This is a genomic window from Pseudomonas sp. SED1 (genome assembly GCF_034044025.1).
Taxonomy (GTDB): Bacteria; Pseudomonadota; Gammaproteobacteria; order Pseudomonadales; family Pseudomonadaceae; genus Aquipseudomonas.
Genome location: NZ_JAXCIS010000046.1, coordinates 15,533 through 33,557 on the forward strand (window position 1 = coordinate 15,533; position 18,025 = coordinate 33,557).

Sequence of the window (18,025 nt, forward strand, 5' to 3'; positions counted from 1 at the left end):
CCATCAGGTCACCACTTGGTACTGGAAGCGATCCGAGCGGCTGGTGGACTGCGCCAGCTCCACCGGGCGGCCGTCGCGATCGCGGGAAAGGGTGAATACGGTCAGCGCCGGCAAGTGCCGGGGCATCATCAGCAGCGCGGCTTCGTCACGGTTGGGCAAACGTGCGCCGATCAGGCTTTGGGTGCGGGTCAACGGCATGTCGCGCTCACGCAGGTAGTGGCGCAAGGAGCCGCCGTTGTAGTCCGCCAGCAGCGGCGCATGGCTGGCGCAGTAGCGGTGGCGGATCAGGCTGACCGGCTGGTGGTCGAGCTTGCGCAGGGTTTGCAGCTCGATCATCGGCGCCATCTCGGCGATGCCCAGTTGCTGCGCCTCTTCGCGGCTCGCGAAGCAGTAGCGGCGCTTGAGCAGCATCGCTTCCACGCCCACGCCTTGGGCCGACAACGACTGGCTGTAGGAGGTCTCGGCGCCCATCGGGTAAATCAGCGGGCGGTCCAGCACTTGGGTACCCTTGCCCTGGCGGCGCAACAGGCTGCCTTCGAACACCAGCTCATCGATGGCGCGTCGCAGGGTGTGGCGGTTGACGCCAAAGCGTTCAGCCAACTGCACCTCGCCCGGCAGAAATTCACCGGCCTGGTAGCTGCTCAGTTCGCGGCGCAGGATGTCGGCGAGTTCGCGGTACACCGGCTCATCTTGTCTAGACAACTGCATGCTTAAAAAAAAGCGCCCTGGGGCACCCCTCCGACGTCAGATGAACTGCTTGCGCAGGCGTTGGGACAACACGTCGATACAGCTCACCACCACGATGATCACCAGCAGCACCGCGCAGGTCTGCACGAACTGGAAGGCGCGGATGTTCTCCCAGAGGATCACGCCGATCCCGCCGGCGCCGACCATCCCCACCACCGTCGCCGAGCGCACGTTGGCTTCGAAGCGGTAGAGCGCGTAGGACACCCACAGCGGCATCACTTGCGGGATCACGCCGTAGATCACTTCCTGCAAGGCACTCGCGCCGGTAGCTCGCACACCTTCAACGGGGCCCGGGTCGATGGCTTCGACGGCTTCGGCAAACAGCTTGGCGAGGACGCCGGTGGTGCTGATCCACAAGGCCAGGACACCCGCGAAAGGACCGAGGCCCACCGCGACCACGAACAACATGGCGAACACCATTTCGTTGATCGAACGGAACGCATCCATCACCCGGCGCAGTGGCTGGTGGATCCACCACGGCGTGATGTTGTCGGCGCACAGGATGCCCAGCGGCACCGAGCAGACAATCGCCAGTACCGTGCCCCAGAGGGCGATTTGCACGGTGACGATCATCTCCTTGAGGTAGGAGCGCCATTCGTGGAAGTCCGGCGGGAAGAAGTCGGCGGCGAAGGTCGCCATGTTTCCGGAATCGCGGTACAGCGCCAGCGGGTTCATTTCGGCGCCGTGCCAGGCCCAGGCCAGCAGGATCAGGAACAGGCCCCAACCGAGGTACTGCGGCCAGGTGCGTTTGCCTACGGCTTCAGCGTGCAGAGTGGTCATGAATCCCTCTCAATGACTTACTGTAGGAGCGAGCTTGCTCGCGAAGGTCGTTAACGATGACGCGGGCACCCTGAATGAGCGCGGTGCCCTGACGTTTTTCGCGAGCAAGCTCGCTCCTACAATGGGGTGGGTTAGCCGTTGGCGGCCGTCTTCTTGTCCAGTTCGGTGATGCGCTGTTGCAACTTGGCGAGGTCGGCGTCGATATCCGCGAGCTTCTTGGTCTTGTCAGCCGCTTCCAGCTTGTCGTCGGCGCTGATGGTGGTGCGCTGCTTGAACAGCTCCAGCTGGCGGATCGGCAATAGTTGGTCGTCACTGGACTTGAGGAACTTGCCCAGTTGCATGTTCTTCAGCACGGCCTTCTCTTCGTCGGTGTCACCGTAGTTGGCGAAGAAGTCGCGGATCTTGGTCTTCTCGCTGTCGCTCAGGGCCTTGCTCCACACCATCGGGTCGGCGGGGATCAGCGGCGACTTCCAGATCACCTTGAGCATCGCGGCCTTGTCTGGCTGGGTAACTTCCAGGCGGTCCCAGCTTTCGGTGTTGAAGGTGGCGACGTCCAACTGCCCCTTGGCTACGCTCAGTGCGTTGACTTCATGGCTGGAGTTGAGGGTGCGCTTGAAGGCGGTGGCGGCGTCGACGTGGTTCTTGGCGAACACGTAGTAGCCGGGCACCAGGTAGCCCGAGGTGGAGTTCGGGTCACCGTTGCCGAAGGTCAGGTTCTTGGCGTTCTTGAGCATGTCTTCAACGTTGTTGATCGGGCTGTCCTTGCGCACGATCAGCACGCTCCAGTAGCCGGCAGCCCCGTTGGCGGCGGCGGTCTGGGCGAAGATTTCGCCGTTGGAACGGTCCACCGCTTCCATCGCGGCCTTGTTGCCCAGCCAGGCTACGTCGACCTTGTTGAAGCGCATACCCTGGATCAGGCCGGCGTAGTCGGAGGCGAAGGTCGCGTTGATGGTCAGGCCGGTCTTCTTGTGCATGTCATCCAAAAATGGCTGCCAGATGCTCTTGAGGTTCTGCGAAGACTCGGTGGACATGATGCCGAAATTGATCGCCTTGTCGGCGGCCTGGGCATTGCCCATGGCCACGCTGGCTAACAGCACGGCGGACAGAAACACATGACCGATACGGTTCAACATGGAGAGGATTCCTGTGGGTCGTTGGAGGGTTTCAAGCGCGAGCCAGGGCCAACCGTGCGGGGACGACGGGTGTGCGGGTCTGGTCGGAAAACATCAGGCTGGTGTCGACATCGGCACCGTACAAATCATTGAGGAACTGGCTGCTCAGCTCGCTGGCGTGGCCATCGAAGTGAATCCGCCCGCCCTTGAGCGCCACGGCTCGGGGGCAATAACGCATGGCGTAATCAACCTGGTGCAGGGTGACCACCACGGTCTTGCCGTCGCGGCCGTTGATGTCGGCGAGGATCTCCATGACCTTGCGCGCCGACTCCGGGTCCAGCGAAGCGATGGGTTCATCGGCCAGGATCACTTCGGCGCGTTGCGTCAAAGCGCGGGCAATTGCTACGCGTTGCTGCTGGCCGCCGGACAAGGTAGAGGCGCGTTGCGCGGCCAGGTCAGCCAGGCCGACGCGGGCCAGGGATTCCATGGCGAACTGTTTTTCCTCGGTGTTGAACAAACCGAGGTTGCCACGCCAGCGCGGCATGCGGCCCAGACAACCGAGCAGCACGTTGTCGAGCACGCTCAGGCGGTTGACCAGGTTGAACTGCTGGAAGATGTAGCCGATGTCGGCGCGCAGGCGCCGCACCTTGCCATTCAACCGCCCGCTGGCCTGCACTTCCCGGCCCAGCACCTTGACGCTGCCGCCGTTGCTCTTGTCGCAACAGGCCAGGCCCGCGAGGTGGCGCAGCAAGGTCGACTTGCCGGAGCCGGAAGCGCCAATCAGCGCGACCATCTCACCGGTGGCGACGGTGAGTTCGAGGTCGACCAGTGCGGACTTCTTCGCAAAGGTCTTGTTCAGATGATCGACATGGATAGCTGGAGTCATGGGCTTCTCTGTCTGGTTGAACAGCCATCCGTGGCTGCGTTTGAGTTCAAACGACAGTAGGCGCGGGCTGTGTCAGCCCTATGACTTGCACATGACTGGAGTAAAACCGTTTGATGAAGGTTTGATGAAAGGTTGGAACTGACGCTGAATACCTAACCTGTGGCGAGGGAGCTTGCTCCCGCTGGGCTGCGCAGCGGCCCCAAGCCTGGGTGACACGGTCTGTCAGATGTACTGAGGTGGCTGACTTGGGCCTGCTTCGCAGTCCAGCGGGAGCAAGCCCCCTCGCCACAAGGTCTTCGCCCGGCATTGGAAATGTGCCGGACTGTGGTGCAATAGCTGGCCGCCAATATGTGCAAGAGGGCAACGTGATGGGAAAAGACAAGGCATGTCCGGTCGTTCTGCGAACCCGCCAATCGCTGGAAATCCTCGCATTCAAACACCCCCTGGCAGGCCTTCAACTGGTCAAGGGCAGCGTGGAGCCTGGCGAAAGCACCGACGCAGCTGCGATTCGGGAATTACAGGAAGAAGCCGGGATAACCGGCAAGGTGATACGTGACCTGGGCACTTGGCACTCAGCGTCCACGGGGCATACATGGGCCTTTCATCAATGCCAGGTCGCAGAAGAGACACCAGATACCTGGACCTATTTTGCAGAGGATGATGGCGGCCATGAGTTCCGGTTCTTCTGGCACTCGCTTGCGAGCGAACCGTCAGAAGAGTGGCATCAGGTGTTTAAAGATGCCTTGGAGTTTCTAAAGCCGCGCCTTTCCGAAGTATCGCTTCAAGAATAATCAAGATCCCGGTAGATCCGTGATTTTTCCTACGATCTCTATGGCTTGCAGCAGCCTTAACTCGCCGCTAGCCTCTCCAAGTCGCTGCTCATCAGCGATCGGGTTTGGTCGCCCGGGTTAGAATGGCGCACAGTGCCGCGCAAGCGGCATTATCGTGTTCGCTTTATGGCGAGCTGTGCGTGGGAGGGCTCTGGCCCTGCCGGGTTTTCCATTCCCTGGTCGACCAACCTGCGTACAGCTCGCCACCCACCTGCTTGGTCGCAGATGTGGTGAGCTCCAACTGAATGGAGAGTCATTGCATGTACAAGGTCACGCCCAATCCGCCAGAAACGTCTGGCTCCAAGTCTGAAAAAACCAAGCTCCAGGACGCCGCCCAGCGGGCCATCGATCACTACCTGAAACCCGCCGAAACCAAAGCGTCCACCAATGAAAAAAACCACTTTAGTCTGTTCACCGTATCAGCCAACGTTGAAACGGAAGCACTGCTGAGCAACGCCTACGAAACACTCCAGTCTGCCAATGCAATGGCGTTGGACCTTTCCGAAAACATTGATGGCAAAGACCGCAGCCTGGTATTGGCGATGCAACAACTGCTGGAGTTGGGATTGTTGTTGGTGGATAGAGCGCTGGATCGAGAGTGCCCGGTGGCCTGATCAAAACGACAGTAGGCGCGGGCCGTGTCAGACCTATGACTTGCACATGACTGGAGTAAAACCGTTTGATGAAGGTTTAATGAAAGGTTGGAAGTAGCTGTAGGACTTTGATCGTTCCCACGCTCTGCGTGGGAATGCCGCCTTTGACGCTCTGCGTCCAGCTGGGGATGCAAGGTTGAAGTCTTGTGCAGTGGTGACGCGGAGCGTCACGGGAGGCATTCCCACGCAGAGCGTGGGAACGATCCAATGGCGCAGTTATTGGTGGATGAGGCGCTTAACCGAGAGTGCCCGGTGGCTTGATCAAAACCGAAATCCAACTGGCAACATAAATTCAATGTGGGAGCGGGCTTGCTCGCGAATGCAGAGGGTCAGTCAATACATCTGGTGACTGATCCACCGCTTTCGCGAGCAAGCCCGCTCCCACATTTTGATCTGCATCAGGTTCAAATTCGTCGGTGTTATTTAGCCGTGCGGGCGCGCAATCGCGGCATTACAAAATCCAGAAACGCCCGCAGCTTCAGCGGCAACGGCGACTGCCCTTTGTGCACCAGGCTAATGGGCAGCGGCGCCGACTCAAACGCCTCAAGCACCACCGCCAAAGACTCCTCCCGCACCGCATCCGCCACTTGATACGACAGCACTCGAATCACCCCAACCCCCAACGTCGCCGCCGCAATCGCCGCTTCTGCGGTGTTCACCGACAACCGCGAATGCACCGGTACCGAGAGCCCGGTTTTACCCGCGCCAAATCCCCACGCCCCTTGGGATGCCAGCACTTCGAAAGTGATGCAGTCATGTCCCGCCAAGTCCTGGGGTTCGCCTGGTACACCGCGAGCGGCCAGGTACGCCGGGCTGGCACACACCACCCGCCGCACCGTGCCGACCTGCATGGCCTTCAGCGAGCTGTCGGGCAACTCACCAATCCGTACCGCCACGTCGCAGTGTTCTTCCATCAGGTGCACAACCCGGTCGGTAAGGATCAGGTTGATGTCGATCTCCGGGTACTGCGCAAGAAATTCCGCCACCACCGGCACGATGTGCAGCCGCCCGAAGACCACGGGTGCGGTGACCACCAGTTCGCCCCGGGGCTCGGAATATTCGCCAGTGGCCGCGCGCTCGGCCTCGCTGATGTCTTCAAGAATGCGCCGACATGCGTCGAGGTAAGAGGCGCCGGCATCGGTCAACGACAGCTGGCGCGTGGTGCGGTGCAGCAGACGGGTTTTCAGGTGCGTCTCAAGTTCAGCCACCTTGCGGCTGACGCTGGCCAGCGGCATGTCGAGGCGCCGAGCCGCAGCCGTCAGGCTGCCTGCATCAACCACGGCAACGAAGATGGACATGGATTCAAGACGGTTCATGGCAACCTATCAAATTCTGGAAGGATGATTCCAAATCCTAGGGGATTATCCTGCCAAGCGCGAGTGCGTAACGTTGGCCACTCATCTCCGCCCCCGGAGATCTGCATTGAAGGAGAGCGCCGTGAGTGGCCAACCGATTACTGACCAAAGTCCTGCAGCGCCTGCGGTCGCGCCGCGCGGCAAGATCATCATGATGGCGGTGATCGCCGGCGCGGTGATCACCAATATTTACTGCACCCAGCCGATCCTGCCACTGATCGCCTCGGACATGGGCGTGGACGTGACCACCGTGGACCTGGTGGCCGGTTCCGCCCTGCTGGGGTTTGCCACCGGCCTGGCATTGCTGTTGCCGATGGGCGACCGCTTTGACCGGCGCAAACTGGTGCTGGGGCAGATCGCGCTGGCGTTCTGTTTTGCCTTGGCGGCGGCGTTTTCATCGGGTATCTGGGCGCTGGTTGCGGCGTCATTTGGCTTGGGGATTGTGAGCTGTGTACCTCAGCAGCTGGTGCCGTTCGCGGCCGTGATGTCACAGCCACACGAACGTGGGCGCAATGTGGGCACGGTGGTCAGCGGGATCATGGTGGGCATTCTGCTGGGGCGTACTATCGCCGGCGTGGTCGGTGAGGCGTATGGCTGGCGGGCGGTTTACGCGATGGAAGCGGCCTTCATGATGCCCGTGTGGATCGCCGCCGCTAAGCTGCTGCCACGGGGCGTGCCCAGCACCAACCTGTCCTACCCTCGCCTGCTGGCTTCGCTGTGGCCGCTGATGCGCGACAACAGCCCGATTCGCCAATCGATGATGGTGCAGGCGTTGTTGTGGGCTTGCTTCAATGCGTTCTGGGTGAATCTGGCGGCGCTGTTGGCCCACGGGCCATGGCAGTTGGGCAGTGCCTGGGCCGGTGGCTTCGGAATTATCGGGGCGGCAGGTGCGTTGGCAGCGTCGCTCGGTGGACGGGCTTCTGACCGGTTAGGTTCACGCAAGGTGATTGGGGCGAGTATCGGGATTGTGACTCTGGCATTCCTGCTGCTGGCGGGTGCGGAGACTTCGATTATCTTGCTGGTGCTGGGGGTGATCGTGCTGGACATCGGGGTGCAGTCGGGCTTGGTTTCCAACCAGACGCGAGCGTTTGCGGTGGACCCGAAAGCTCAGGGCCGCATCAACAGTTTGTACATGACGGCGACGTTTTTTGGCGGCGCGGTGGGGGCAGCGGTCAGCGGCTGGTTGATGGCACGGTTGGGCTGGACGGGGATTGTCGAGTTTGGGGTGGCGCTGGGGGTGATCGCCGGGGTAATCCATTGGCTCAGTGCCCCGCACCGCGCAAGGGAACGGGCCTGACGCTATCGAGGGAATACTCCGATAACGACGTATGAAAACCGCGAACAACAGTAAACATCTGACTTATCCCGTACCAGTCCTAGGAAACTTCGGAAATTTTCGGTTTATTTTGCATGGCTAGAACAACCGGGCTATATCTCATCACGAAGTACTATTCCGACCCATGAGAGAGATAGATAGAATGAGCTGTATTTTTTGCGACATCGTTCAAGGAGTATCCCCTTCGCATGTCATATGGGAAGACGACAGGCACATGTCGTTCCTATCAATCTTCCCAAACACGCCGGGCTTTACGGTAGTCATCCCAAAAACTCACCATGACAGTTACGCATTCAATCAGTCGGACTCGACGCTGTGCGAACTCATTGTTGCAGCCAAAAAAACCGCGCTACTGATTGATAAATCCTTGCCAGATGTCGCCCGTACCGGGTTGATCCTGGAGGGATACGGGGTTGACCATCTACACGCCAAGTTATTTCCAATGCATGGCACCGGCCAAGACAGCACATTCAAAAAGATCAGCTCACGGGTGGACAAGTTCTATGAGGTGTATGAGGGTTATATTTCCTCACACGACTCAAACAGGGCAGATGACGGTGAACTCGCTGAACTCGCCGCGCATATAAGGTCGTTTAAATAAACGACCTTATAGGGTCAGTATCAGTCCCGATAAACAGCCAAATTCATTGCGCGTACTGCTTGCTCAACCCCGGCGGTACGCCATGGACATCGGTCTCTTCCCAAGGCCCGTTCGGGCTGATGGAGCGGCTCCAGCCGTTGCTCCAGCGGTAGTAAGTGCGCTGGCGGTAGAACGTATCGGCCTGCTCATCCAGCACGTACACCTGCATCTTGCCGTCCCAGTGGCTGGCCGCACCCGGTGGCGGAGCGAAGGTCGGCGAGGAGCTCGGCACTGGCTTCGACGGTTTGATCACCGGGCCCGAAGGCTGGGTGCCTGGCTGTGTGCTCGGCTGTGTGCTCGGCTGGGTCGACGGCCCTGTCGGTGGAATGGTCGGCCCGGTGGGCGACGGAGGCCGGTGGACCGCACAAGCACTCAACCCCAATACCAGGCTGAGCAGGGTGATACGAGCGATGGCGGTCATGGGCATTTCCTCGAATTATTTATCCGGACTGTCGATGGTCAGCTGCTGCAGCGCAGTGGTGCTGCTGGCCAGGGGTTGGCTGCGGCCGATCCACTCGCCAGTGGTCGGAACACCTGCCCGGGATATGCGCGCAACCAGTTGGACTTCGGGAAAGTTGGACAGTTTCAACTGCGGCATCATCGCATCGCTGTCGCCCAGTTCGACGGTGATCGGCAGGTCGGCCACGGTCACGCGCTTGGCCGCCAATGGCGCCGGTGGGCCTTTGACGGCACGGGCGAAGATGAACACGCTGTCGGTCGGCAAGGCCTTGGCCTTCACATCCGCCGCCAGGTCCACACGCACTTGCATCTGCTTTTGTGCCTTCACTGGTGCCACGCTACCGCCGCTCTCTTTGAGCTTCTCGGCCGCACGGTCGATCCCGCCTTGCAGCGCGGCCCGGGAGTTGTCTTCCGGCGGCAGTTGCGCCAGCAGGCGGTTCCAGTAGTTGATCGCTTCCTGGTAACGCTGGCCTTCAAAGGCGGCGATGCCCAGCAGGCCGAGGCTGGTGACTTCTTTCGGGTCGAGTTTCAGTGCTTCGTCGGTCAAGGCCTGGACCTTGGGCGACCACTGTTTGTTGTCGGCAAAGTACTGGGCCTGGGCCCACTGCCCGAGCAACTCGGGCTGGCGGCCGGCCAAAGCCACGGTGCGTTCGAAGACTTTGGCCGCATCGGCGGAACGGTCCTGAGCCATGTAGGCGCGACCGAGGAAGTACAGGCCTTCGGGCGAGTCCGGCTGGGCCGCGGCGGCGCGCTCCAGGCGGCGGGTCATGTCTTCCATGGACACCGGCGGCTGGGAGAATTCGCGGGTCAGTTCGACCTTGTCGCTGGCCCCATAATGCAGGTACAGCGCCACGCCCAGCACCGGCACCAGAAAGGCCGCGAGCAACGGCAAGGGTTTGCCGAGGCGCGACTCCCGAGGCTTTTCCACCCCTTCGGTATCCGCCAGCAACTCACGGGCCGCTTCAGCGCGCCCGCTGTCCAGTTGGGCCGCATCCAGCACGCCTTCGGACTGCTGGGTTTGCAGTTCCGCCACGCGTTCTTGATACAGCGCCACGTTCAGCGCGGTGCGATCTTCTTCACGCTGGGCACGGCGGCCGCGTAACACCGGGATCAGCAGGAAACTCAGGGCAATCAGAAGCAGCAGACCGGCTGCGAGCCAGAAATCAATCATCAGTTTTTTTGTCCAGCAGTTGGTCGAGGCGTTGACGCTCATCGACGGAAAGCGAGTCCGAGCCATCGGCCGGGGCGACACGACGGCGGCGCACAATCACCGCCATCACCACGACACCGGCGAGCAACAACCCGGCCGGGCCGAACCACAGCAACGCGGTCTTGCCGGTGAGCGCCGGCTTGTAGCGCACGAAGTCACCGTAGCGATCGACCATGAAGTCGATGATCTGCTGATTGTCCTTGCCCTCGCCGAGCATGCGGAAAATCTCTTTGCGCAGGTCGGCGGCGATCGGTGCGTTGGAGTCGGCGATGTCCTGGTTCTGGCACTTGGGGCAGCGCAGTTCCTTGGTCAATTCGCGAAAACGCTCGCGGTCACCGTCCTTGGCAAACTCGTAAGTGTCGATGGCGGCGTGAGCCACGCCGACCATGCTCAAGCCCAATACAGCGGCGGCTAACCAACGCTTCATGGCTTGGCCTCATCCACCAGCGCCTGGTACTTGGCGGCCAGTTGCTCGCGCCACACCACTTCGTCGATCACGCCTACGTATTTGTCGCGGATCACGCCCTTGGCATCGATGAAGAAGGTTTCCGGGGCGCCGTATACGCCGAGGTTCAGGCCGAGGTTGCCGTCTTCGTCGCGGATATCCAACTGGTACGGGTTGTGGAATTCCGCCAGCCACTTCAGGGCGGCAGCGTTGTCGTCCTTGTAGTTGATGCCGTAGATCACCACGCCCTTCTCCGCCAGTTTGTTCAGCACCGGATGCTCGACGCGGCAGGAAATGCACCAGGTGCCCCACACATTGACCAGCGCCGGTTTGCCCAGCAAGTCAGCCTGGGTCAGGGTTTTGTCGCCCTGCACGGTCGGCAGCGAGAACGCCGGGAATGGCTTGCCGATCATGGCCGACGGCAACTCGGCCGGGTCCAGGTACAGCCCGCGATACAGGAACACCGCCACCACCAGAAACGCCGCCAGCGGTAACACCATCAACCAACGCTTCATACCGCCGCTCCTTGCAGGCCGAGGGCTTCACGCACCCGGCTCTTGACCTTGACCCGGTAGCGCCGGTCCATTGCTGCCAGCAAACCACCGAACCCGGTGAGCAGGCCGCCGAACCAGATCCAGCGCACAAACGGTTTGACGTGGACCCGCACGGCCCAGGCGCCATCGCCCAGTGGTTCACCCAGGGCGACGTAGAGGTCGCGGGTGAAACCGGCGTCGATCCCGGCTTCGGTCATCATCGAGCTTTGCACGGTGTACAGGCGTTTTTCCGGGTGCAGCACCGCGATTTCCTTACCGTTGCGCACGACGCGTACGGTGCCTTTGTCTGAGGTGAAGTTGGGGCCTTCGAAGTGCTTGGCGCCTTCGAAAATGAAGTGGTAACCGGCCAGGTCCATGGACTCGCCGGGGGCCAGGCGCAGGTCGCGCTCGGCACTGTTCTGGCTGGACAACACCACGCCCAACGCACACACGGCGATGCCGATATGCGCAACCTGCATGCCCCAGTAGCTGCGGGTCATGGTCGGCAGGCCTTTGATCAAACCTTTGTGGCGGGTCTTGTCGATCAGGTCACGTACGCCGGCCAGCAACACCCAGGCAGCCAGCATGAAGGTGGCGAGCACGGCCCAGTTGAAGTCGCCGTAGGCAATACCGGCGATCACGGCCAGCGCGGCGCTGCCGAGCAGTACCGGCGCGAGCATGCCCACCAGCCATTTCACCGGGGTGTCTTTCCAGCGCACCAGCATGCCGACCGCCATCACCACCATCAACAGCGCCATCAACGGGATGAACAGTGCGTTGAAATACGGCGGGCCGACGGACAGTTTGGCGCCGCTCAGGGCATCCAGAGCCAGCGGGTACAGGGTGCCGAGCAGGATCATCGAAGCCGCCACCACCAGCACCAGGTTATTGCCCAGCAGCAGGGTTTCCCGGGACCAGAGGTTGAAGCCGACATGGCTCTTGACCACTGGCGCGCGCAACGCAAACAACGTCAACGAGCCGCCCACCACGAACAGCAGGAAGATCAGGATGAACACGCCGCGCTCCGGGTCGGAGGCAAACGCGTGAACCGATGTCAGCACGCCGGAACGCACCAGGAACGTACCCAGCAGGCTCAGGGAAAACGCGGCGATGGCCAGCAATACGGTCCAGCTTTTGAACACGCCGCGTTTTTCAGTGACTGCCAGCGAGTGAATCAGCGCCGTGCCCACCAGCCATGGCATGAAGGAGGCGTTTTCCACCGGGTCCCAGAACCACCAGCCGCCCCAGCCGAGTTCGTAGTAGGCCCACCATGAGCCCAGGGTGATGCCGATGCCGAGGAACGCCCAGGCGACGATGGTCCATGGCCGCGACCAGCGCGCCCAGGCCGCGTCGAGACGCCCGCCGAGCAAGGCGGCGATGGCGAAGGCGAAGGCGACCGAGAAACCGACATACCCCATGTAGAGCATCGGCGGGTGCACGATCAGACCGATGTCTTGCAGCAGCGGGTTGAGGTCGTGGCCGTCTACCGGGATCTGCGGCAGGATGCGGGTGAACGGGTTGGAGGTCATGATCAGGAACAGCAGGAAGCCGATGCTGATCATGCCCATCACCGCCAGCACCCGGGCCAGCATGACTTGCGGCAACTGGCGGGAGAACACCGATACGGCAAAGGTCCAGCCGCCGAGGATCAACGCCCACAGCAACAATGAACCTTCGTGGGCCCCCCACACGGCGCTGAACTTGTAATACCAGGGCAAGGCGCTGTTGGAATTGTTGGCGACGTAGGCGACGGAAAAGTCATCGGTCATGAAGGCGTAGGTCAGGCAACCGAAGGCGAACAGCAAAAAGGCGAACTGGCCCCAGGCAGCCGGCTGGGCCAGGCTCATCCACAGGCGGTCACCCCGCCAGGCACCCAATAACGGGACCACGGCCTGGACGATGGCGAAGCACAGGGCGAGAATCATCGCCAACTGGCCCAGCTCTGGAATAAACAATGCGGACGTCATGACTTAGCCCTCCTTGGCGGGGGTCGGGGCGGATTGGCCGCTGTCTTTGAGGGCCTTGGTGACTTCCGGCGGCATGTATTTTTCATCGTGCTTGGCCAGCACTTCATCGGCCACTACCACGCCGTCGGCGTTGAGCTTGCCGAGGGCGACGATGCCCTGCCCTTCGCGGAACAGGTCCGGGAGGATGCCGCGGTAGGTGATGGTCACGGATTTGTTGAAGTCGGTGACGATGAATTTCACGTCCAGGGAGTCGCCGGAACGTTGCAGCGAGCCCTTCTCGACCATGCCACCGGCACGGATTCGCGTGTCCAGCGGCGCTTCGCCGTTGGCGATCTGGGTCGGGGTGTAGAACAGGTTGATGTTCTCCCGCAGGGCACTCAGGGCCAGGGTCACGGCAATGCCGACACCGGCCATGATGGCCAGGATGATCAACAGACGCTTTCTACGCAGCGGATTCACTTTTCGGTCTCCCGGCGCAAACGACGCGCCTCTTGTTGCAGGTAACGCTTGCGGGCCAGGATCGGCGCGGCGACGTTGAGGGCCAGCACCGCCAGGCAGATGCCATAGGCCGTCCAGACATACAGGGCGTGATGGCCCATGGCGAGAAAATCACTGAAAGAGTTGAAGCTCATCCACGGGCTCCCAGGCTGTTTTGCACTTCGGCCTTGACCCAACTGGTGCGGGCTTCACGCTTGAGCACTTCGAGGCGCATGCGCATCAGCAGCACGGCGCCGAAAAAACAGTAGAACCCCAACACCATCAGCAGCAGCGGCGCCCACATTTCCACGGGCATTGACGGCTTTTCGGTGAGGGTGAAGGTGGCGCCCTGGTGCAGGGTGTTCCACCACTCCACCGAGTATTTGATGATCGGGATGTTGATCACGCCGACAATCGCCAGCACCGCGCAGGCCTTGGCGGCGCTGTCACGGTTGCTGATGGCGTTGCCCAGGGCAATCAGGCCGAAATACAGGAACAGCAGAATCAGCATCGAGGTGAGTCGCGCGTCCCAGACCCACCACGAACCCCAGGTCGGCTTGCCCCAGATCGCGCCGGTGACCAGCGCCACGGCGGTCATCCAGGCACCGATGGGCGCGGCGCATTGCAGGGCAACGTCCGCCAGCTTCATCTTCCACACCAGGCCGACAATGCCGCACACCGCCAGCATCACGTAGCAGGACTGGGCCAGCATCGCGGCGGGAACGTGAATGTAGATGATGCGAAAGCTGTTGCCTTGCTGGTAGTCCGGCGGCGCGAAGGCCAGGCCCCAGACCAGGCCGATGCCGATCAGCAATACAGCGGCGATGCTCAACCACGGCAGCAGTTTGCCACTGATGCCGTAAAACCATTTGGGCGAGCCGAGCTTGTGAAACCAGGTCCAGTTCATGCTGTTTCCATCACGGTTGCTTCTTGTCGTGGCAAGAAGCTTAGGGTCTTTACTGACCAAGACAATGCTCGGTCAGACCTCATTATTCGCCGACGCTGATCTTCAGGCCAGCCGCTATAGCAAAGGGTGTCAGGGTTACCGCCAGGGCGGCCAGGCTGCCAAGCCACAGGAGGTAACCGGTCGCCGGCATACCCTGGAGCGCGGCTTGCAAAGCGCCGCTGCCCAGGATCAACACCGGGATATACAAAGGCAAAATCAGCAGGGCCAACAACAGGCCGCCGCGTTTCAAACCGACCGTCAGCGCCGCACCCACGGCGCCCAGTAGACTGAGTACCGGCGTGCCAAGCAACAAGGAAAGGAGCAACACCGGCAGGCACTCGGTGGGCAATCCCAGCATCATCGCCAGCAACGGCGCGAGCAATACCAGCGCCAGGCCGGAAAACACCCAGTGTGCCAGTACCTTGGCCAATACCAGAAGTGGCAGGGGGTGCGACGAAAGGACCCACTGTTCAAGGGAACCATCTTCAAAATCACTGCGAAACAGCCCGTCCAGCGAGAGCAGGACCGACAAAAGTGCCGCCACCCAGACCAGTCCCGGAGACAAGGTTTGCAACAGTTTAGTCTCGGGGCCCACCGCCAAGGGGAACAGCGCGATCACAATCGCGAAGAACACCAGCGGGTTGGCCAATTCGGCCGGGCGGCGACAGAGTAACCGCGCTTCGCGGGCGACCAGCAGGGCAAAAACACTCATACCGCCCACCGGCCCAGGTCGAGGTCGCGGTAACCGGCGGGAATGCGCGTCAACGTGTGGTGAGTCGTAAGGACAATCATGCCGCCCTGCTCGCAATGGGCGGCGAGGTGTTCTTCCAGCTGAGCGACGCCTTGTTTGTCGAGGGCGGTGAAGGGTTCGTCGAGAATCCATAGCGGCGGGCCGCCCAGATACAAACGGGCCAGGGCCACGCGGCGCTGTTGCCCGGCGGACAGGGTGTGACAGGGAACGTCTTCAAAACCCTTCAGGCCAACGGCGGCGAGGGCCTGCCAGATCGCTTCGCGGCTCGCGGGATGATGCAGGGCGCTGAGCCAGCTGAGGTTTTCTTCGGCGGTGAGCACATCCTTGATCCCGGCGGCGTGGCCGATCCAGATCAGGTTGCGCGCCAGCTCGGTGCGTTGCTCGTGCAACGGTTTGCCATTGAGCCGCACTTCGCCCGCCGTCGGCTGCATCAGGCCGGCCAACAGCCGCAACAGGCTGGTCTTGCCGCTGCCGTTGGGGCCGCTGACTTGCACCATGTCGCCGCCCGCCAGACGCAGTTCGAGGTGTTCGAACAGCATCCGCAGGTCACGTTCACAGGCGAGCGCTACGGCTTCTAGAAGAGGGCTGGTCAAGAGATCGCGGGCCTTTACGGTTCAAGTCGGCGGTGGAACGGCCGTTAAAGAGATGCACATTAACTGCTTTGGCGACCGATTTTAGAGAGCTGGATCAAATAGTTGTGATGTTTATACCGCTCTCTTTGAAGACGGGCGGCATTATACATGTGATGCCCTACTCTAAAGAGGGCAATTTCCCTTGAGACGGCGCGCACGATGACCGGTGAGATCAATCTTCCCACGCTTCCTCCCACGCTGCCGGCCGGGCCTGCGCCCGCGCCTGCGACGGGTGAGCTGCTGAAACTGCTGGAGCCGCAGACCGGCCTGATTGACCCCGGTAAAACCGTGAACGCCGAGGTGCTGGCACTTAAACAAGGCGGCGATGCGTTTCAGTTGCTGCTCAAGCTGACCCTGGAAGGCGGCCGGCAAACCCTGGTGCAGGCCAGCAGCAGCCAGCCGCTGCCGCTGGGCACCCAGGTGGAGGTCAGCCAGACGTCGTCGGGCAACTTGTCCATCAGCCTTCAGCAGGCGTTGAGTTCCAGCGTCGCCGCGCTGACACGCATCGACACCAGCCAACTGCCGGTGGGCACGCTGCTGCAAGGCAAGGTGCTGACCACCCAGGCGCTGCCCCAGGGCGCCAACCAGCCGGTGGTGTATCGCTCGCTGGTGTCGGTGCTCAATAACGTCCTCAGCGGCGCGACCCTGACCGTCGAAAGCCCGCAGCCATTGCGCATCGGCAGCCTGCTCAGTGCCGTGGTGCAAAGTGCCCAGACCTTGAGCTTTGTGCCCCTGAGCGGGCGCCAGGACCAACTGGCCGTGGCCCAACAACTCTCCACCCAACAAAGCCGCCAGGGTTCGCTGGACGTGGTGTTCACCGCGTTGCAAAGCCTGCCGGCGACCCGTAGCGACAGCACCTCAGTCGATTTGCGTGCCGCCGCCGAGCGATTGCTGGCGAGCCTGCCCGACCTGGCCCAAGCCAGCAATCCCAAGGTACTCGCGCAACTGATCCAGAACAGCGGCACATTCCTGGAAGCCAAGCTGCTCGCCGGGCAAAACCCGCAGATACCGCCGCTGGACATGAAAGGCGCCCTGCTGCGCTTCGTCGCCGACCTGCTGCCTAACCTGCCCGCCAGCACCAACCTCAACGCGATCCTGGCCGCCAACACCCTGGCGCAACTGCTGCCCAGCTTCGTGCGCAGCCCGCTGGGCACCCTCGGCCAGGTCGGCGCCCGCCAAGCACCCGCTGGCTTTCCGCTGCCGGATCGGCTGATGCAACGCCTGGAAGGTGAGAGCGACCTGGAAAACCTGCTGCGCCTGGCCGCCGGCGCCATTTCCCGCTTGCAAAGCCATCAGCTGTCGAGCCTGGAACAAACCGGTACCACCGCCGATGGCAAGCTCTTGACCACCTGGCAGCTGGAAATCCCAATGCGTACCTTGCAGGACATCGTGCCGTTGCAGGTCAAGTTCCAGCGTGAAGAACCGGCCCCCGACAAGGATCAGCCGGAACGCAAGGACACCAAGGACCCCAAGCAAATGCTCTGGCGCGTGGAAATGGCCCTCGACATGGAGCCTCTGGGCCCGTTGCAGGTTCAGGCGCAACTGAGCCAGGGCAAGCTGTCGAGTCAACTGTGGGCGAGCCGCCCGTTCACCGCCAGCCTGATCGAAAGCCACTTGGGTAGCCTGCGCGAGCGCCTGGTGTCGTCTGGGCTCAACGTCGGCGACCTGGACTGCCACCTCGGCACCCCGCCGCGCGGCCCGAAAACCGGACTGGAACAACGCTGGGTGGATGAAACCGCATGAAAAACCCCAACCCGCCCCGCCAGGCCATTGCCCTCAAATACGACGGGCAACAAGCACCGACCCTGACGGCCAAGGGCGACGACGCCCTGGCCGAAGCCATCCTCAAGCTGGCCCGGGAAAACGAAGTCCCGATCTACGAAAATGCCGAGCTGGTCAAATTACTGGCGCGCATGGAATTGGGCGACAGCATCCCGGCAGAGTTGTACCGCACCGTCGCCGAGATCATCGCGTTTGCCTGGACGTTGAAGGGCAAGTTCCCGGTGGGTTATGACCCGGATGCAGGGCCGGTAGAGCGGGATGTGACGGAAAGAGGCGACGATTATTAATGTGGCCTGATCGTTCCCACGCTCTGCGTGGGAACGCGGCCTCGGACGCTCCGCGTCCAACTGGCGATGCAAAGTTCAAGTCTTGCGCAGTGATGACGCGGAGCGTCACGGGATGCATTCCCACGCAGAGCGTGGGAATGATCAGTGTCTGTAAACGTCGGTGTATAGCAATTATATCTTTCAAGGTATAGATTATC

Annotated in this window: 21 protein-coding genes; 6 read left to right on the forward strand and 15 right to left on the reverse strand. The window is 61.6% G+C overall.

The window, feature by feature from the left end; all coding sequences use genetic code 11:
• Window positions 1-3: 3 nt before the first annotated feature.
• From phnF to phnC, 4 genes are all read right to left on the reverse strand, one after another.
• A complete protein-coding gene (phnF, locus tag SNL23_RS06045) occupies window positions 4-708 on the reverse strand; it encodes a phosphonate metabolism transcriptional regulator PhnF (protein ID WP_023659262.1) in 705 nt (234 codons plus the stop codon).
• A 36-nt stretch (window positions 709-744) separates the two neighbouring features.
• Entirely contained in the window at window positions 745-1,527 is a 783-nt protein-coding gene (gene phnE, locus SNL23_RS06050; protein ID WP_003210621.1) for a phosphonate ABC transporter, permease protein PhnE, read from the reverse strand.
• A gap of 131 nt (window positions 1,528-1,658) precedes the next feature.
• The gene (gene phnD / locus SNL23_RS06055) at window positions 1,659-2,660 is read right to left on the reverse strand and encodes a phosphonate ABC transporter substrate-binding protein (RefSeq protein WP_167663632.1); all 1,002 of its coding nucleotides are present in this window, start codon (window positions 2,658-2,660) and stop codon (window positions 1,659-1,661) included.
• 31 nt (window positions 2,661-2,691) lie between these two features.
• Entirely contained in the window at window positions 2,692-3,525 is an 834-nt protein-coding gene (gene phnC / locus SNL23_RS06060) for a phosphonate ABC transporter ATP-binding protein (RefSeq protein WP_076015182.1), read from the reverse strand.
• A gap of 368 nt (window positions 3,526-3,893) precedes the next feature.
• On the opposite strand from phnC, the gene SNL23_RS06065 reads away from it, so the two are divergent.
• Together SNL23_RS06065 and SNL23_RS06070 are read left to right on the forward strand one after the other, a co-directional pair.
• Window positions 3,894-4,316 (forward strand): NUDIX hydrolase, encoded by a 423-nt coding sequence (locus tag SNL23_RS06065; RefSeq protein ID WP_167663634.1) that lies wholly within the window; start codon window positions 3,894-3,896, stop codon window positions 4,314-4,316.
• A gap of 299 nt (window positions 4,317-4,615) precedes the next feature.
• Entirely contained in the window at window positions 4,616-4,969 is a 354-nt protein-coding gene (locus tag SNL23_RS06070) for a DUF6124 family protein (protein ID WP_076015180.1), read from the forward strand.
• A 458-nt stretch (window positions 4,970-5,427) separates the two neighbouring features.
• On the opposite strand, the gene SNL23_RS06075 is transcribed toward SNL23_RS06070, so the two are convergent.
• Window positions 5,428-6,324: a LysR family transcriptional regulator gene (locus SNL23_RS06075; protein WP_318301841.1), complete on the reverse strand. Its 897-nt coding sequence runs from the start codon at window positions 6,322-6,324 to the stop codon at window positions 5,428-5,430.
• A 106-nt stretch (window positions 6,325-6,430) separates the two neighbouring features.
• On the opposite strand from SNL23_RS06075, the gene SNL23_RS06080 reads away from it, so the two are divergent.
• Complete coding sequence (locus tag SNL23_RS06080) at window positions 6,431-7,660, forward strand: MFS transporter (protein WP_173860378.1); 1,230 nt, start codon at window positions 6,431-6,433, stop codon at window positions 7,658-7,660.
• A 181-nt stretch (window positions 7,661-7,841) separates the two neighbouring features.
• Window positions 7,842-8,300 carry an HIT family protein gene (locus SNL23_RS06085; RefSeq protein WP_076015177.1) on the forward strand — a complete coding sequence of 153 codons (459 nt, stop codon included), beginning with the start codon at window positions 7,842-7,844 and terminating at the stop codon, window positions 8,298-8,300.
• A gap of 43 nt (window positions 8,301-8,343) precedes the next feature.
• Here SNL23_RS06085 and SNL23_RS06090 read toward each other — a convergent pair whose 3' ends face one another.
• The 10 genes from SNL23_RS06090 to ccmA all read right to left on the reverse strand — a co-directional run bounded on the left by SNL23_RS06090 (window position 8,344) and on the right by ccmA (window position 15,666).
• Window positions 8,344-8,760, reverse strand: a complete 417-nt coding sequence (locus tag SNL23_RS06090; RefSeq protein ID WP_318301842.1) for a hypothetical protein — start codon at window positions 8,758-8,760, stop codon at window positions 8,344-8,346.
• Window positions 8,761-8,775: 15 nt separating this feature from the next.
• Complete coding sequence (gene ccmI / locus SNL23_RS06095) at window positions 8,776-9,969, reverse strand: c-type cytochrome biogenesis protein CcmI (RefSeq protein WP_318301843.1); 1,194 nt, start codon at window positions 9,967-9,969, stop codon at window positions 8,776-8,778.
• Window positions 9,962-10,435, reverse strand: a complete 474-nt coding sequence (locus SNL23_RS06100; RefSeq protein WP_010166149.1) for a cytochrome c-type biogenesis protein — start codon at window positions 10,433-10,435, stop codon at window positions 9,962-9,964. The genes ccmI and SNL23_RS06100 overlap by 8 nt, the downstream gene beginning before the upstream one ends.
• Complete coding sequence (locus tag SNL23_RS06105) at window positions 10,432-10,968, reverse strand: DsbE family thiol:disulfide interchange protein (RefSeq protein WP_008434782.1); 537 nt, start codon at window positions 10,966-10,968, stop codon at window positions 10,432-10,434. The genes SNL23_RS06100 and SNL23_RS06105 overlap by 4 nt, the downstream gene beginning before the upstream one ends.
• Window positions 10,965-12,953: a heme lyase CcmF/NrfE family subunit gene (locus SNL23_RS06110; protein WP_167663639.1), complete on the reverse strand. Its 1,989-nt coding sequence runs from the start codon at window positions 12,951-12,953 to the stop codon at window positions 10,965-10,967. Before SNL23_RS06110 ends, SNL23_RS06105 begins: the two co-directional genes overlap by 4 nt.
• A gap of 3 nt (window positions 12,954-12,956) precedes the next feature.
• Window positions 12,957-13,412, reverse strand: a complete 456-nt coding sequence (gene ccmE, locus SNL23_RS06115; RefSeq protein ID WP_008434786.1) for a cytochrome c maturation protein CcmE — start codon at window positions 13,410-13,412, stop codon at window positions 12,957-12,959.
• Entirely contained in the window at window positions 13,409-13,585 is a 177-nt protein-coding gene (gene ccmD / locus SNL23_RS06120; RefSeq protein ID WP_008434788.1) for a heme exporter protein CcmD, read from the reverse strand. Before ccmD ends, ccmE begins: the two co-directional genes overlap by 4 nt.
• The gene (locus tag SNL23_RS06125; RefSeq protein WP_167663640.1) at window positions 13,582-14,337 is read right to left on the reverse strand and encodes a heme ABC transporter permease; all 756 of its coding nucleotides are present in this window, start codon (window positions 14,335-14,337) and stop codon (window positions 13,582-13,584) included. The genes ccmD and SNL23_RS06125 overlap by 4 nt, the downstream gene beginning before the upstream one ends.
• An 82-nt stretch (window positions 14,338-14,419) precedes the next feature.
• Window positions 14,420-15,088, reverse strand: a complete 669-nt coding sequence (ccmB, locus tag SNL23_RS06130) for a heme exporter protein CcmB (RefSeq protein ID WP_093207517.1) — start codon at window positions 15,086-15,088, stop codon at window positions 14,420-14,422.
• Complete coding sequence (gene ccmA / locus SNL23_RS06135; protein WP_412104166.1) at window positions 15,085-15,666, reverse strand: cytochrome c biogenesis heme-transporting ATPase CcmA; 582 nt, start codon at window positions 15,664-15,666, stop codon at window positions 15,085-15,087. The genes ccmB and ccmA overlap by 4 nt, the downstream gene beginning before the upstream one ends.
• Window positions 15,667-15,918: 252 nt before the next feature.
• On the opposite strand from ccmA, the gene fliK reads away from it, so the two are divergent.
• Window positions 15,919-17,502 carry a flagellar hook-length control protein FliK gene (gene fliK / locus SNL23_RS06140; RefSeq protein ID WP_076015170.1) on the forward strand — a complete coding sequence of 528 codons (1,584 nt, stop codon included), beginning with the start codon at window positions 15,919-15,921 and terminating at the stop codon, window positions 17,500-17,502.
• On the forward strand, window positions 17,499-17,828 hold the full coding sequence (locus tag SNL23_RS06145; protein ID WP_318301845.1) for an EscU/YscU/HrcU family type III secretion system export apparatus switch protein: 330 nt from the start codon (window positions 17,499-17,501) through the stop codon (window positions 17,826-17,828). Before fliK ends, SNL23_RS06145 begins: the two co-directional genes overlap by 4 nt.
• The last annotated feature ends 197 nt before the right edge of the window (window positions 17,829-18,025 follow it).

Excerpts from the sequence above, each read along its gene's own strand:
- phnF (WP_023659262.1), bottom strand. The coding sequence starts at position 708 with ATGCAGTTGTCTAGACAAGATGAGCCGGTGTACCGCGAACTCGCCGAC.
- phnE (WP_003210621.1), bottom strand. The coding sequence starts at position 1,527 with ATGACCACTCTGCACGCTGAAGCCGTAGGCAAACGCACCTGGCCGCAG.
- phnD (WP_167663632.1), bottom strand. The coding sequence starts at position 2,660 with ATGTTGAACCGTATCGGTCATGTGTTTCTGTCCGCCGTGCTGTTAGCC.
- phnC (WP_076015182.1), bottom strand. The coding sequence starts at position 3,525 with ATGACTCCAGCTATCCATGTCGATCATCTGAACAAGACCTTTGCGAAG.
- SNL23_RS06065 (WP_167663634.1), top strand. The coding sequence starts at position 3,894 with ATGGGAAAAGACAAGGCATGTCCGGTCGTTCTGCGAACCCGCCAATCG.
- SNL23_RS06070 (WP_076015180.1), top strand. The coding sequence starts at position 4,616 with ATGTACAAGGTCACGCCCAATCCGCCAGAAACGTCTGGCTCCAAGTCT.
- SNL23_RS06075 (WP_318301841.1), bottom strand. The coding sequence starts at position 6,324 with ATGAACCGTCTTGAATCCATGTCCATCTTCGTTGCCGTGGTTGATGCA.
- SNL23_RS06085 (WP_076015177.1), top strand. The coding sequence starts at position 7,842 with ATGAGCTGTATTTTTTGCGACATCGTTCAAGGAGTATCCCCTTCGCAT.
- SNL23_RS06090 (WP_318301842.1), bottom strand. The coding sequence starts at position 8,760 with ATGACCGCCATCGCTCGTATCACCCTGCTCAGCCTGGTATTGGGGTTG.
- ccmI (WP_318301843.1), bottom strand. The coding sequence starts at position 9,969 with ATGATTGATTTCTGGCTCGCAGCCGGTCTGCTGCTTCTGATTGCCCTG.
- SNL23_RS06100 (WP_010166149.1), bottom strand. The coding sequence starts at position 10,435 with ATGAAGCGTTGGTTAGCCGCCGCTGTATTGGGCTTGAGCATGGTCGGC.
- SNL23_RS06105 (WP_008434782.1), bottom strand. The coding sequence starts at position 10,968 with ATGAAGCGTTGGTTGATGGTGTTACCGCTGGCGGCGTTTCTGGTGGTG.
- SNL23_RS06110 (WP_167663639.1), bottom strand. The coding sequence starts at position 12,953 with ATGACGTCCGCATTGTTTATTCCAGAGCTGGGCCAGTTGGCGATGATT.
- ccmD (WP_008434788.1), bottom strand. The coding sequence starts at position 13,585 with ATGAGCTTCAACTCTTTCAGTGATTTTCTCGCCATGGGCCATCACGCC.
- SNL23_RS06125 (WP_167663640.1), bottom strand. The coding sequence starts at position 14,337 with ATGAACTGGACCTGGTTTCACAAGCTCGGCTCGCCCAAATGGTTTTAC.
- ccmB (WP_093207517.1), bottom strand. The coding sequence starts at position 15,088 with ATGAGTGTTTTTGCCCTGCTGGTCGCCCGCGAAGCGCGGTTACTCTGT.
- ccmA (WP_412104166.1), bottom strand. The coding sequence starts at position 15,666 with ATGCTGTTCGAACACCTCGAACTGCGTCTGGCGGGCGGCGACATGGTG.
- fliK (WP_076015170.1), top strand. The coding sequence starts at position 15,919 with ATGACCGGTGAGATCAATCTTCCCACGCTTCCTCCCACGCTGCCGGCC.
- SNL23_RS06145 (WP_318301845.1), top strand. The coding sequence starts at position 17,499 with ATGAAAAACCCCAACCCGCCCCGCCAGGCCATTGCCCTCAAATACGAC.